13 protein-coding genes and 1 pseudogene are annotated in these 12,564 nt (G+C 44.0%); 7 read left to right on the top strand and 7 right to left on the bottom strand.

The genetic code is table 11. The features are described from left to right. The first annotated feature begins 50 nt into the window (after positions 1 to 50). Complete coding sequence (locus NDI44_RS14985; RefSeq protein WP_190412263.1) at positions 51 to 797, top strand: phosphatase PAP2 family protein; 747 nt, start codon at positions 51 to 53, stop codon at positions 795 to 797. Positions 798 to 828: 31 nt separating this feature from the next. On the opposite strand, the gene NDI44_RS14980 is transcribed toward NDI44_RS14985, so the two are convergent. From NDI44_RS14980 to NDI44_RS14955, 6 genes are all read right to left on the bottom strand, one after another. Further along, positions 829 to 2,016 (bottom strand): AbrB family transcriptional regulator, encoded by a 1,188-nt coding sequence (locus NDI44_RS14980; protein WP_190412262.1) that lies wholly within the window; start codon positions 2,014 to 2,016, stop codon positions 829 to 831. A gap of 260 nt (positions 2,017 to 2,276) precedes the next feature. After that, positions 2,277 to 2,702, bottom strand: a complete 426-nt coding sequence (locus tag NDI44_RS14975; RefSeq protein ID WP_190412261.1) for a DUF202 domain-containing protein — start codon at positions 2,700 to 2,702, stop codon at positions 2,277 to 2,279. Positions 2,703 to 2,945: 243 nt separating this feature from the next. Then, complete coding sequence (locus tag NDI44_RS14970) at positions 2,946 to 3,590, bottom strand: hypothetical protein (protein WP_190412260.1); 645 nt, start codon at positions 3,588 to 3,590, stop codon at positions 2,946 to 2,948. A 146-nt stretch (positions 3,591 to 3,736) separates the two neighbouring features. Further along, entirely contained in the window at positions 3,737 to 4,396 is a 660-nt protein-coding gene (locus tag NDI44_RS14965; RefSeq protein WP_190412259.1) for a cadmium resistance transporter, read from the bottom strand. Positions 4,397 to 4,417: 21 nt separating this feature from the next. Beyond that, the gene (locus tag NDI44_RS14960) at positions 4,418 to 5,155 is read right to left on the bottom strand and encodes a cadmium resistance transporter (RefSeq protein WP_190412258.1); all 738 of its coding nucleotides are present in this window, start codon (positions 5,153 to 5,155) and stop codon (positions 4,418 to 4,420) included. 45 nt (positions 5,156 to 5,200) lie between these two features. Beyond that, positions 5,201 to 6,688 carry an APC family permease gene (locus NDI44_RS14955; protein WP_190412257.1) on the bottom strand — a complete coding sequence of 496 codons (1,488 nt, stop codon included), beginning with the start codon at positions 6,686 to 6,688 and terminating at the stop codon, positions 5,201 to 5,203. Between the two features lie 222 nt (positions 6,689 to 6,910). Here NDI44_RS14955 and NDI44_RS14950 point away from each other — a divergent pair, with 222 nt between their 5' ends. Beyond that, positions 6,911 to 7,852, top strand: coding sequence for a LysR substrate-binding domain-containing protein (locus NDI44_RS14950; RefSeq protein WP_190412256.1), 942 nt, complete (start codon positions 6,911 to 6,913; stop codon positions 7,850 to 7,852). A 6-nt stretch (positions 7,853 to 7,858) separates the two neighbouring features. On the opposite strand, the gene NDI44_RS14945 is transcribed toward NDI44_RS14950, so the two are convergent. After that, complete coding sequence (locus tag NDI44_RS14945; RefSeq protein ID WP_190412255.1) at positions 7,859 to 8,659, bottom strand: prohibitin family protein; 801 nt, start codon at positions 8,657 to 8,659, stop codon at positions 7,859 to 7,861. Positions 8,660 to 9,025: 366 nt separating this feature from the next. Here NDI44_RS14945 and NDI44_RS14940 point away from each other — a divergent pair. The 5 genes and pseudogenes from NDI44_RS14940 to NDI44_RS14920 all read left to right on the top strand — a co-directional run. After that, a pseudogene (locus NDI44_RS14940) lies at positions 9,026 to 9,230 on the top strand (ATP-binding cassette domain-containing protein); the annotation flags it as partial. Between the two features lie 186 nt (positions 9,231 to 9,416). Beyond that, entirely contained in the window at positions 9,417 to 9,719 is a 303-nt protein-coding gene (locus NDI44_RS14935) for a hypothetical protein (protein ID WP_190412293.1), read from the top strand. A gap of 112 nt (positions 9,720 to 9,831) precedes the next feature. Beyond that, the gene (locus tag NDI44_RS14930) at positions 9,832 to 10,548 is read left to right on the top strand and encodes a pentapeptide repeat-containing protein (protein WP_190412253.1); all 717 of its coding nucleotides are present in this window, start codon (positions 9,832 to 9,834) and stop codon (positions 10,546 to 10,548) included. A gap of 246 nt (positions 10,549 to 10,794) precedes the next feature. Then, positions 10,795 to 11,448, top strand: a complete 654-nt coding sequence (gene msrA / locus NDI44_RS14925; protein ID WP_190412252.1) for a peptide-methionine (S)-S-oxide reductase MsrA — start codon at positions 10,795 to 10,797, stop codon at positions 11,446 to 11,448. Between the two features lie 226 nt (positions 11,449 to 11,674). Next, positions 11,675 to 12,463, top strand: coding sequence for a tryptophan-rich sensory protein (locus tag NDI44_RS14920; RefSeq protein ID WP_190412251.1), 789 nt, complete (start codon positions 11,675 to 11,677; stop codon positions 12,461 to 12,463). Positions 12,464 to 12,564: the final 101 nt, after the last annotated feature.

The raw sequence follows: 12,564 nt of genomic DNA, 5'->3' as shown, positions 1-12,564 counted from the left end.
AAAATAAATAAAAATTTCGGTTTGTACACATTTTAAGCATTTTTTGGTGAATGTTTAGTTCTAATTTTTGGAAGCTGTCTTCATCTTTCCTAAGTTTTCTCGAAAAGCTGCTCGTTGCTTATTGGCGTTCTTTGCTACTCCTATTGATAGGAGTCTGTTTACCCATGCTGGTTTTTGAGGAACTTGCATTAGTAGTATTGCAGAATCAAGGCGGTCTTCCCTGGGATGAAACACTCCTACTAGCAGTTCACAAGATAGCACAGCCACAACTAGACGTTTTTGCAGCAACTTTAACCAAGTTCGGAGTATTTTGGGGAGTATTTCCAGTTGCTACTGTAATCTCGTTAGTGTTGCTGCGCCTTAAAAAGTGGCGATCGCTCGCCTATTTACTGACGACTCTACTAGGGAGCATTTTAATTAATCGCACTGCAAAACTGTTGCTGCATCGAGTGCGTCCTAACCTCTGGGAGTCAATCTCTCCAGAGTTTGATTACGCATTTCCCAGCGGTCATGCAATGTCCAGTATGACCTTGATAGCTGCTTTAGTCATTTTGACCTGGAATAGTAATTGGTGCTGGTTAGTGCTGGCTGTGGGGAGCGTATTCGTATTAGCGATCGGTTGGACGCGAATATATTTGGGGGTTCATTTTCCCAGTGATATTTTGGCAGGATGGATGGTTTCAATTGCTTGGACAATTGGCGTTAGTCTGCTAATCCAACCACATTTAACTAAACCGAGTACTATTCCTGAGGATGAGCTAACTGTGGATGAAGAGGAATCAATAGCTCAAGGTTAACAAGCCCAAGGTTAATACCATCGTAAAGAAATTATGGCATTGCTGATTTGGGCGATATCGTTTTAAGCTGATCTGCTGCGCCATCTTGATTTTTTGTAGAACGGCGTTCTAGATAGCAAATGAAAGACACCAAAGCTGGAAGACACAGATTAATCGTCATTAGCCGAACTAGATGACCTGCGGTTACAATCTCAACATTGTGATGCAACGCTAGAGAGATTAATATCATTTCTGGCGAGCCACCTGGAGATGTTACAAGCAAACACGTTAGCCAGTCCCAGGGCGAGATCAACGTAGCAATTCCTGCTGAGATGAATCCTGCCAAAAAGGTCATGGCTACAGGAACCGAGGCATACGCTACTGTAAGCTTTCCCAGCTTTGGGTTCATTCCCCAATATTCGCCGATTGTAATTCCCAGTAGAATTTGACCAATTAAATTAAATAAAGGGGGTAGATTAAAATCGATATGAGATAAAAATGGCAGTGAATCTAGCAACGAATCAAAAGCAACCCCGACTATTATTGAACACAAGAAACCAGCAACAGGGATTTTCAGATAACTGCCTATTTTAACTGTCAATAATGTTACAGATAGTAACAAAAATAGTAAAAATAAGTAGTTGAAATTTATGACAAATAAATTCTCAGTAACGGAATGAATTATCGCGTTGATGTCATGTGCGTTAGAAACATTAGCAATAAGCGGTATAACAATAATAATTGCCGTAAAGCGTATTAACTGAACGAGAGAAACAAGTGAAATATTTCTACCATAGTCTGCTGCTATACTTGCCATGATTCCTATATTTCCGGGAACCGTAGCAAGCATGGCAGTTAGCAAATCTGTTTTTTCAATGCGTGAATATATATAACCAATAATTCCACCACAAAACAGTAAAAATAATGCTAAAAATAGAAAGATATGTAATTGGGAATAAATAGTTATTAGATTACTTTGCTTAAGAGAAAATCCTACAGTAAGACCAACAATAATTTGTCCAAATTTCCTTGAGTTGCGATTAGGTTTAGCTTGATTGTTATATCGACGATAGAAATAAAAGACCAAGGCACCAGCAGCAATACCCCCAAGTATCCAAGACCCTCCACCTGCCCCAAGTGCAATAAAAGTTAGACCACTTAGTAAACCAATAATTATTTCTATACCAACAATTAAACAAGTGGTTGTCAATTTACTATTACTAAGTGTAGATTTATCCAAACTTATTTTCCTCACAAAATATCCAATCTTTAATCATTACTTTCCTATGCGTTGAAGTGCAAAGATTATCCGAAAATGCTTATAAAAAGCGCATTACTTACACCTTGCAGCCTATCTTAAAAATAACTGACGGTGCAACATATATGCGTAGCCTGTAGCCAGATATAACGCATTACTTCTGAGTTTATATGCGTTATAAAACCTCTAAAAATGACTTTTAAAGGTAGGCTCTCTTCAGGGTTACTTAAATAAAATCTCAGTTAATCAAGGATGACACCATTTAATGATTCAACTGGAACTGTGAAGACGTAGTAGATAACCCCAGCTCCCAAGGTGAGTACGGCAAGGCTAAACAGAATTACCCAGCGATCCGCAGGTTCGTATGTATCCTCATCAATGTCATGTCGAACAGCGAAGTAGTGCTGGGTTGACAGCAATACCGTTACCAAACCAACTAAGGAAAACACTAAACCTAACTTCCACCCATTCCCAGGGGGTTGAGGCGCAAGGGGTGGACGGAGGAGACGAAGGCGGACGATCAGAACGCCAAATCCCATTAGCGCGATCGCACTCCGCATCCATGCTAAGTAGGTGCGTTCGTTTGCCAAATGATCCCGCACTCGCTCAGAAGTCCGTCGTTTCGGCGTCTCTAATTTTTCTGTACTCCCATTTATCGGCTTAAACATAAACAATAGCTGCACAAAATACTACCCTCAATTATCAGTTTAGATGTACAAACAAAACAAGCTTTCTCCCTTCAGAAGCACTTTGATCCGGAACCCGATATTCCGAAAAATTTTATGAAGTCTATTAGCCAGAGTATGATAGCTGTTCAACCGTTTACTTTTGGTAGCTTTTCATACCCTGGCTGTCATCCTGCTACTCTTTAGAGGAAAAACACCTAAAGTGCTTTCGCAGGCGTGAAAAATTTAATCTTCGATTGGTGCGTTAGGAGTTTGCGCTTCCACATCTGTTGACGACAAATTAGGAATAGACCATGTACCCTCACCTGCTTTGAAAACTTTCGCAGCAGGAACGTTGAATTCAACTGCACCAGTTTCTGGATTAGTTTTAGCGACTAATTGGGTTCCAGGCACTATTTTGAGAGCTACAGGCTCCCCTAAATCTTGTCCTTGGGTGTCACCAGGAGTTAAGCCAGCTACTTTGACACCACTTGGCAAGTAAACGCCATCACAGTTCCAATCATCGTCCGTGACTTTGCCATTTCCCAAGTAGTAGAGAGTACTTGCTTCGGAAAAGTTAGATTTATTGGGTTTATGAGCATAGACCGCTAACGTTTTCCCAGTTTCATTGCGGCACTGCCCCCAGTCTGCCGCTGTCTCTAAGATATATTTTTGCAGTTGCAACTCACCGAGTTTCTGCTGAATTTCCTCAGGTGTATAGTCGGATTGATCCGGTGCGTCTTTTGCCTTTAAGAGGCTGTCAAGAGATTGAGTTACCTCTGTGTAGTCAGGACTCAGGGTAAGTTTCGGTCTGTCTGCCAAAGAAGGTTGAGCGATCGCCAAATTGACCAGAAATACTAATGCTACCAGAGCGATTTTGAACAGTTTCATGAACTTTCTCCTTGCGAGATTCCGAGTTTTTCCAACTCGATGTTTGGGTTTATGGTTGGAAAATTTTTAAGGGTAGACCTTTAGCAAAAAAGGTTTTTATTAAATTGCAGACACTGGTAAATGGTCTGCCAAGCTAAAACTGATACTTATTGGAACGACGGTAAGAGTTGATAGCTACCGCTTTCAACCAGAATAAAAATTCCTAAGCCAATTAACACAAATGGGACGATTCTCTTACCATAGCGAGTGAAAAGGTGAGCAACAACCGAATGGCGGGTTAATTGGTAGGCGACATAACACCAAACTCCAACCAACACAAAAAATACGCTTAAAATTACTCCCAAACTAGCCAGATTGCTACTAGCGAACAACGGTACATATATCCCGATATTGTCACCGCCATTAGCAAATGTAACAGCTGCGACGTGATAAGTCTGAGGAGTAAGAAAACTAGCGAGAGTTGACATCACTGAGGAACTAGCTTTTGAGCTATTGAATTCATCTGATACTGTCTGGACTTCGTTTTCATCTTTTTCCCAATTGACTAAGTGATTCACTCCGATCACAATGGGAACCAGACCTAGTAAGCCAATCCAAGCTTTTGGCAGAATTAAGCCACCAAAGAAACCTGGAAGACTGGCGACAATTAATACAGTGAATCCAAGATACTTACCTACAACAATATGTCTGGTGCGGAAGGTAGAATTTACCTGGGCGAAGAATAGCATCAAGATCACAATGTCATCGATGTTAGTTGCCACAAAGGATGTGACCCCGGCAATTATTGCTTGTGCAAACCAACTCATGACACAGCGATCGCAACCTCCTCAATTTTTCTCCACTTCAGGCGTTGAGCAAATTTCCGCCTCAGACACTTGATCGTTACTTTTGCCAAGAGTCAGCAAACAGAGACAACTTGTGACTAAAGTCAGTACGAGCAAGCCACGATTTTCCAGTGTGTGACTGTCTACTAGAATTAAAACACCCAACCCAATTAAAACAAAGGGAACGAGTTGATTGCCATAGCGAGTCAGGGTTTGAGCGATCGCCGGTAAACGGGTTAATTGGTAGGCGGTGTAGCACCAAACTCCCACCAGCGAGAAGAATACCCCCAGAATCGCCAGAAGACCCTCCCAGCTACTACTCGCAAACAACGGTACATAGATACCGATGTTGTCACCCCCATTCGCAAATGTAACGGCTGCTACGCTATAAGTTTGTGGAGATAAAAAACTGGTAAACCAAGATTTCTCAGGTGGTTCTGCTTGTTCCTCGCCTTCCGATTCATCGGTGTCTTGATTGAGTAAGCGACTAATTCCAATTGCAATTGGGGCAATGCCCAACAAACCAATCCAAGGGCGCGGCAATATTAGGGTACCAAAAAAACTGGGAAGGCTAGCGAGGACTAATGCACCAAAACCCAGATACTGACCAGCCACAATGTGGCGACGTCGGAATATCGCATTCACTTGCGAGAAAAACAGCAACAAAATCACGATGTCATCAAGGTTTGTGGCTGTGAAGGCAGTGAATCCAAGGGGGATTGCCGTGATTATTTCGCTCATTTTTGCGTGTCCTTAAGGTTTGTAGATGCGTTGTCCAAACTAGCTTCAAAATTCATCATCTGCGATCGCCTCTGGTATCACCACCGAACTAGGTGTCGCAAACTTGGCATGAATCTCTTCAATCCCCCGCTCCATTGAACTGACAATTTCTGGAGAGCGGAATCTTTGGATGACAAACCATCCGCAAGTAACCATCAGGTACATCAAAAACAGGTAAGGAAACGCATCGTAAGGCGCTTCTGGAACTGGGAAAAGATTGCTACCTGGAATCCCCACGCTTCCAAGAACGGGAATCATCATAAACCCAACTGCCAGAATAGAGAACACTACATGATGTAGACGGAGCTTTCTAATCTTGTGCAGGTAAACAGGTGCAGCGATGGAAATCAAGGTGTAAACCGTTAAAAACCCGTAGCTACAGATCGCTCCCAAGTAACCCATACTGTCAAACAGCTTGACATGAAACAGGGACATCGAAGCAGGCACAAGAAATACAATCAGCGAACACAATGTCACTGCAATGTGGGGTGTCCGGTTCGATGAGTGAGATAAACCCAACGAAGAGGGAAATAAACCGTGACGTGCCATTGTAAAAAATACTCTGGCTGCTGGGTTGATACTACCAAGGACACAGGCAAAGAAGCTAAACAGGGCACTGAAGGCGACCAAGGTTCCTAAAAAACCTACTCCCGCTTGTTGCGCTAGAAAACCCAGCGGTTCTTCCGTAGTGGTAATGGAAACTCCAGTTCCGCTAAAACCCAGCACTTCAATGTAAGTCATCGAAATGAAGAATAAACCTGCCAGGGTAGTACTCCCCAAAACTGCTCTGGGGATCGTTTTTAAGGGGTCTTTTGCTTCATCACCCAGAGATGTAGCACTTTCAAAGCCAGAGAAACTAAACATCACTAGGACAAGCCCCATTGCGACGCTACCTGGAGTTACGCCTTGCAAGGTTAATTGGGACATATCTAATGCAAAGCCTTTGTGCGCCCAAATGATTATTCCTAAGACGCCAATCAGGGCAAGGGAAGCTCCCTCCATCCACAGCATCGCCATTGCTGATAGCTGGATATCTTTATATGCTGCATACCAGGCAACCCCTGCACCGAGTGCCAGCAGCGTAATCGTCGAGGGATGAATACCCAAGTGACCAATCAAGATACTGCTAAAGTTGGCAAAGCCACACAAAACTGACATTCCTGTAAACAAGTAAGCCAGAACCAAACTCCAACCGCAAATTACACCTGCTGTCGGGCCTAATCCTTTGACGATGTAAGAGTAGAGCGAACCGGGAGAAGCCGAGCGGCTGGCAAATTGATTGATGTTAATACTAACCAGCACTAAACCAATCATGCCGATGAGAAAACTTAGCCAGGTGCCATTGCCGGAAAGTACGACGATCAATCCTATATTTGAGGCGGGTATTGTTGTGGGCGCAATGACCGCAAAGGATTGAGCAAGAACTTCTCCAAAGGGAAGACAGTTTGGCTTTAAGCCGCGATCGCTTTGATTTAGTCGTCTTTCACTCGTCATTTAGAGACTCCCTTCATACAGATTTGCCAATTCGGTGCGGCTAGCCGAATCTAACCGCTAGGCTTTGTCTGGGTAAGGCTTGATTGCAATGAATATATGTTTTCAATCTACGCAGCCAAATTAATAAAAGCAAATACTTTTTTTTGTTGAAAGGATAACTTAAAGTGATTGATAGCTTGATATAGACAGCTAGAGGTGCTTAAGGAGCCTTAAAAAGTAGAGATGACATTTGAACAATTACGAATTTTTCTAGCTGTGGCAGAACATCTGCACTTTACCCGTGCGGCGGAAGAACTATATATTACCCAACCTGCGGTTAGTGCCGCGATCCAAAGCTTGGAACAGCAATACAGCGTGAAACTGTTCCATCGCGTTGGTCGCCACATCGAGATCGCGGAGGCGGGAAAGCTGCTACAGGTGGAAGCAAAGAAGATTCTCGATCAGGTGGCTTTGACTGAGCGAGGTTTGCGCGAATTAAACAATTTACAACGGGGCGAGTTGAAATTGGGTGCGAGTCTCACGATTGGCAACTACTGGCTACCCAACAAAATTAGTCAATTTAAAACCCAATATCCTGGCATTTTTGTTAACTGTACTCTGGGCAATGCAGAAGAAATTTGCGAAGGGACAGCAACGGGACTATTTGATTTAGGTTTAATCACAGGAGAAGTGAAACCATCCCTACAGAGTTGCTTAGAGCAAGAGAGAGTAGGGAGCGATCGCTTACAAATCGTCGTGGGAAAGTCTCACCCCTGGTTTGAGCTTGCTGAGATTTCTCTAACAGAACTTTCTACAACCAGTTGGGTAATGCGAGAGCCAGGCTCCGGAGCGCAACAAATGTTTGAGCAAGCTTTGCAAAATTGGGGAATCGCTCCTACCCAGTTCAATGTAGTTTTAGTATTGAACAGTAGCGAGATGGTGAAGGCAGTGGTTGAAGGCGGTGTCGGTGCAGCTGCGATTCCAGAATTGATGGTGCAAAAAGAACTACAACTCTCTACACTGCACGCAGTTAAAGTTGTAGATGATAGGACAAGAGCGAAGACGAAACTGGAAATCGTCCAGCCTGTCTTGAAGCTGAAGCATCAACAACGGTTTCAGACTCGCGTTTCAATTGCTTTTGAACAGATGTTAACTGTATTTACAACACTATCTACAATATTTTAATCAATTTTAGTTATGTTTTACAAATTTACTTAAATCCAACAATTTTGTAGAGTCTTCGACAATTAGCGGCAGTTTCCCATCCCATTTCTCTATCGCTTGCCTTTGCAATAATTCTGGAGTTAAATTTTCACGTAACACCCTATCCGCTTCTGCTTCTCCTCTGGCTAAATTAACCTGTGCTTCTGCCTGTTGTAAAGTTTTTAAGGTTATAAAGCCTGCACGTTTTGCGTCCTGTTCGGCAATCTGTTTCGCCTCCACAGCATCGCTAAATCGCTTGGAAAAGTGGACATGGACTAGGGAGATATCATCAACTCCAATGTGATAGCTAGCCAGTCGTGTAGTTAATGAATCGTCTACGCCCGCTTTTACTTCTCCTCGCTTTGTAATAATTTCTTCAGCAGTGTACTGTGCCATTACTGCTTTTAATACTTCTTCTACTGCTGGATTTATAATTTTTTCTATAACTAGGTTCTCGTTCCCAATTTGTTGATAAATAGCATTCGCTTCCTCTGGAATAATGTGCCAGTTGAGAGCTACATCGGTGAAAACATCTTGAAGATCCTTCGAGGAAGCTTCAGCAGAACTTTCCTGTTTTTGTACTCGAACACTCAATTTTTGGACGGTATTAACAATAGGAATAATGAAGTGGATTCCTTCGTCTAATACTCTCGACTGCACCTTACCAAACTGCATTAATACACCCCGTTCTCCAGCATCTACAATCACAACAGGAGTGAGGGAAATCACGACTAACAATAGAAATAAAATTAGTTTACCGCCATTGGGAAGAGCTTTAAATTTTTTCATGGTCGAGGGGTAAATGGCAACTTTACTAAACTATCAGCGAACTTTCGTAGATGTACTCAATCTCAAATAATCTCACCTTATATCGAGTCAGCAGGCCTAACGTTTTGCAAATCTTCCATTAGAGAGATGTTAGTTGTGATGACTTGGCAACTTTAACCCCTCGCCATTTGCTAGTTCCCTAATTCTTTAATATTTTTTTACTCAGATGATTAAGCGGAATGCCAAACTACGGTAATGGAATCGATAAACCGTAGTTTATATCGAAAGGGACACTTGCCGTGAGAATTGTTGTTGAAAACGTATCCAAGCAGTTCGGCAGTTTCAAAGCGGTTAACGAAGTTAGCTGACAAGTGTCCAAGATGGCGGGTCGGGTTTGTGTTGCAGCACTATACTCGCTCTCACGCTCAAGTGCGTGAGAGCGAGAGCCTTTGGTCTAGAAATTCGCAATGCGCTGAAAGTGAGAACCCAAGCGCGAGTAGAACAACTACTAGAGTTGGTGCAATTGAACGGAATGGGCGATCGCTATCCCTTTCAACTCTCTGGAGGTCAGCGCCAACGAGTAGCACTGGCACCCCAGCACAGATTACAGATTTGACTCAATACATTTCGGTTCAGGTTTTGACCGATTGCAACCCAAGCGACCAGAAATTCTTAGTAATCTAAGTATTGAAACGGAAGTCCTTACTTAGTTGATTCGACCAAATCTTTATAATCATTTTTAGTCTGTGCCTTTCCTTAAACAATCCGAGAGCAGATGATGAGATTGGATGAATTTATACAGTTGATGGAACAGGAAAGATGTCCTGAGTCTCTACCTCAAGCATTGCAGGCACTGTGGTACGACAAAAAAGGAGATTGGGACAAAGCTCATCAAATTGTGCAAAATGCCAGTGATGCTGACAGCGCTTGGGTTCACGCCTACCTACATCGAAAAGAAGGCGACAAAAGCAATGCCCTTTACTGGTATCGGCGCACCGGACGACCAGAGTTTAAAGAAGACCTAAACCAAGAGTGGCAGCAGATCGCTGAAGATGTGCTAGAGCGTTGCAAACCGCGATGATTTGATGGGATAGCCAACAGGAGCGCGATCGCCCCTAGAGGTTTCGGGATCTCATTACTTCACTCCGAAAGAAGCATTCGTTCAACCGGCAACGCCTGCTAGGGTAGTGATAATGAGCGATCTAGATCGATACTACAAAGTGCTGGGATTAGAGCCTGGAGCCTCACTTGATGAAGTGAACCAGGCTTATAGGGATTTGGCTTTTATTTGGCACCCCGATCGCATCCCAAAAGATAATCCTCGGTTACAGCAAAAGGCTCAAGAAAAGCTGAAAGAGATTAATCAGGCACGCGATCGCTTGCGCTCAGTTCGACCCGGCGAAAAGAACCGAAATCCCGAACCTCCGGCACGCGATCGCGCTCATCCACCGAGTTCTTATTATCAATCTAGTTACTCCTATCAATCTCCCCCTCAATCTCCCCCTCAATCTCCCCCTCAATCTCACCATCAGGCTCCTAAGCAGCAGTCCGACTTGAGCGGAGCCAACTTGAGCGGAGCTAATCTCAAAGAAAAGGACTTGTCTGGAAGAAATTTGAGCAATGCCAACCTCAGCAACGCCAACTTAAGCGATGCCTTCCTGCATAAAGTGAATCTTCAGGGAGCCAACCTGGAAAAAGCGAATCTGTTTAGAGCCAACCTGTTGCAAGCGAAGCTAAACAACGCTAACTTGCGAGAAGCTAACTTAATTGGAGCCGACCTCAGTGGAGCCGATTTAAGGGGAGCTGATTTGAGGGGAGCTAAGGTTGGGTCGCAAGACCGAGTCCTGGTTAAACTGACTGGAGCGAACTTAGCAGGAGCCATCCTACCTGATGGCAGCATCCACGGTTAGGAAGCAGCGATACATCCTATTTGACCTTACCCCGTAAGCAGGGAGAGGAGAAGCTAGCCCCGTTTAGCTCAACGTTTAGCTCAACAACAAAAAGGCAAAGAAATAGCCGCCTCTCCGTGAAGATCGAGGGGGTTGGGGGGTGAGGTTCCGGCTAACCCTACCTCCTTCCCGCTCTTCAGGGGATGCCAAAATCTTTACAATATGAAATAAGGTTAAAACGTCTATCAGAAAACAGAGTCAGAATCAATGGCGCTATTCGGATTTGGTAAAAAGCAAAGTCTGCCCACGATCGAGCAAGCATTGCCGGGACGGGCAGAACCCATGCAAGTCCCCGCTACTCACTACGTAAACGGTAATCCGCTGAAACCTCCTTTTCCCGATGGGATGGAGATGGCGATGTTTGGCTTGGGGTGTTTCTGGGGAGCAGAGCGCATATTCTGGAAGCAACCTGGAGTTTTCACCACCGCAGTTGGCTATGCAGCAGGAGTCACGCCAAACCCTACTTATCATGAGGTTTGTACGGGCATGACGGGACACAATGAAGTAGTTTTCGTTGTGTTTGACCCGAAAGAAATTAGTTACGAAACACTCCTGAAACTCTTCTGGGAAAGCCACAATCCTACCCAAGGAATGCGTCAAGGCAATGATGTCGGCACCCAATACCGTTCCGGAATTTATGCGTATTCAGACAGCCAGAAGAAGCTGGCTGAAGCATCCAGAGATGCTTATCAGCAAGCCCTGAAAGCCTCCGGGTATGGGGAGATTTCCACTGAGATTCTGGATGCTCCTGAGTTCTATTACGCAGAAGCCTATCATCAGCAGTACCTCGCCAAAAACCCAAATGGGTATTGTGGACTAGGCGGGACGAACGTTACTTGTCCTGTAATGACGAACGCTTGAAATAGAAATTCTGTCTTTTAGCGATCGCTAGCAGAAATCACTATCTTTACCCGGTATGCTCTTAAGCGGGTTGGTGCGTTCGTGGCACTGGTTCCTTAAAGCGTGATGAACTTGTCTAACCTAGATTTGGCAATGGTTTGACCAGTTCTCACTCTTTAGCAAACCAGTGCCACAATTTTTTATTTTGAATTGTCAAACAAAGCCTTAAAAAAGAGGCGGTAACAATATGAAATCTGTCAATCAGCGCTTCGACTCAGATTTCCTCCGGTCAGTTGCGAATTTCATCGCTATTCTTGCCGCATTTGCGATTAATGTCTATGCAAATGTGGCTCCTCCCAATGGATTGACAATTGGGGAAATTTCTAATCGGTTCTTTAGTGATGTCCCCATTATCCCCGCTAACTATGCTTTTGCGATTTGGGGAGTTATTTATTTAGGTTTGATTAGTTTTGGAGTCTATCAAGTTCTACCCGCTCAAAGACAAAATCCCTATCTGCGTCGGGAAGGGTATTTTTTGGTATTAGCGAGTATTGCACAAATCGCCTGGGTGTTTCTTTTCGAGTACCAACTGTTTACACTCTCAGTTGTGGCAATGCTGTTCATTTTAGTGCCCCTGATTGGGATTTATCTGCGTTTGGGAATTAGTTTAGAACGAGTTTCAAGGGTAAAAAAATGGTTAGTTCAAATTCCCTTGAGCATCTATCTAGGCTGGATTAGTGTTGCGACAATTGTGAATGTGGCGAGTACGCTTGACTATTTGGGTTGGAATGGTGGGGGCATCAGTCCTGAAATATGGACGGTAATTCTGCTGGTTGTCGCCGCAGCGATCGCTGCCACAATTACCCTAAAACGGGCGGATATTGCCTATCCCTCCGTGATTATCTGGGCATTTGTGGCGATCGCGGTGCGTCAAGCCAGTCAAGCTTTGATTGCTGTGACAGCGGTTGTACTCGCGATCGCGTTAGGGTTATTAATCTTATGGCGTCAACTGCGCCGTCCTGATGTGGCGGTTTAATCGATAAAATCCCAAAGAACCTCACCCCTACCCCTCTCCGTTAACGGAGAGGGGAAAATGCTAAAGGTTTTACGGCTTGCCGTTCCTTTGAAGGAGAGGAG

Source organism: Trichocoleus sp. DQ-A3 (assembly GCF_039961975.1).
Taxonomy (GTDB): domain Bacteria; phylum Cyanobacteriota; class Cyanobacteriia; order Cyanobacteriales; family FACHB-T130; genus FACHB-T130.
The sequence above is the reverse complement of the archived record's forward strand: the minus strand, read 5'-3'. Positions and strand labels throughout refer to the sequence as shown.

Excerpts from the sequence above, each read along its gene's own strand:
- NDI44_RS14985 (WP_190412263.1), top strand. The coding sequence starts at position 51 with ATGTTTAGTTCTAATTTTTGGAAGCTGTCTTCATCTTTCCTAAGTTTT.
- NDI44_RS14975 (WP_190412261.1), bottom strand. The coding sequence starts at position 2,702 with ATGTTTAAGCCGATAAATGGGAGTACAGAAAAATTAGAGACGCCGAAA.
- NDI44_RS14970 (WP_190412260.1), bottom strand. The coding sequence starts at position 3,590 with ATGAAACTGTTCAAAATCGCTCTGGTAGCATTAGTATTTCTGGTCAAT.
- NDI44_RS14965 (WP_190412259.1), bottom strand. The coding sequence starts at position 4,396 with ATGAGTTGGTTTGCACAAGCAATAATTGCCGGGGTCACATCCTTTGTG.
- NDI44_RS14960 (WP_190412258.1), bottom strand. The coding sequence starts at position 5,155 with ATGAGCGAAATAATCACGGCAATCCCCCTTGGATTCACTGCCTTCACA.
- NDI44_RS14955 (WP_190412257.1), bottom strand. The coding sequence starts at position 6,688 with ATGACGAGTGAAAGACGACTAAATCAAAGCGATCGCGGCTTAAAGCCA.
- NDI44_RS14950 (WP_190412256.1), top strand. The coding sequence starts at position 6,911 with ATGACATTTGAACAATTACGAATTTTTCTAGCTGTGGCAGAACATCTG.
- NDI44_RS14945 (WP_190412255.1), bottom strand. The coding sequence starts at position 8,659 with ATGAAAAAATTTAAAGCTCTTCCCAATGGCGGTAAACTAATTTTATTT.
- NDI44_RS14935 (WP_190412293.1), top strand. The coding sequence starts at position 9,417 with ATGAGATTGGATGAATTTATACAGTTGATGGAACAGGAAAGATGTCCT.
- NDI44_RS14930 (WP_190412253.1), top strand. The coding sequence starts at position 9,832 with ATGAGCGATCTAGATCGATACTACAAAGTGCTGGGATTAGAGCCTGGA.
- msrA (WP_190412252.1), top strand. The coding sequence starts at position 10,795 with ATGGCGCTATTCGGATTTGGTAAAAAGCAAAGTCTGCCCACGATCGAG.
- NDI44_RS14920 (WP_190412251.1), top strand. The coding sequence starts at position 11,675 with ATGAAATCTGTCAATCAGCGCTTCGACTCAGATTTCCTCCGGTCAGTT.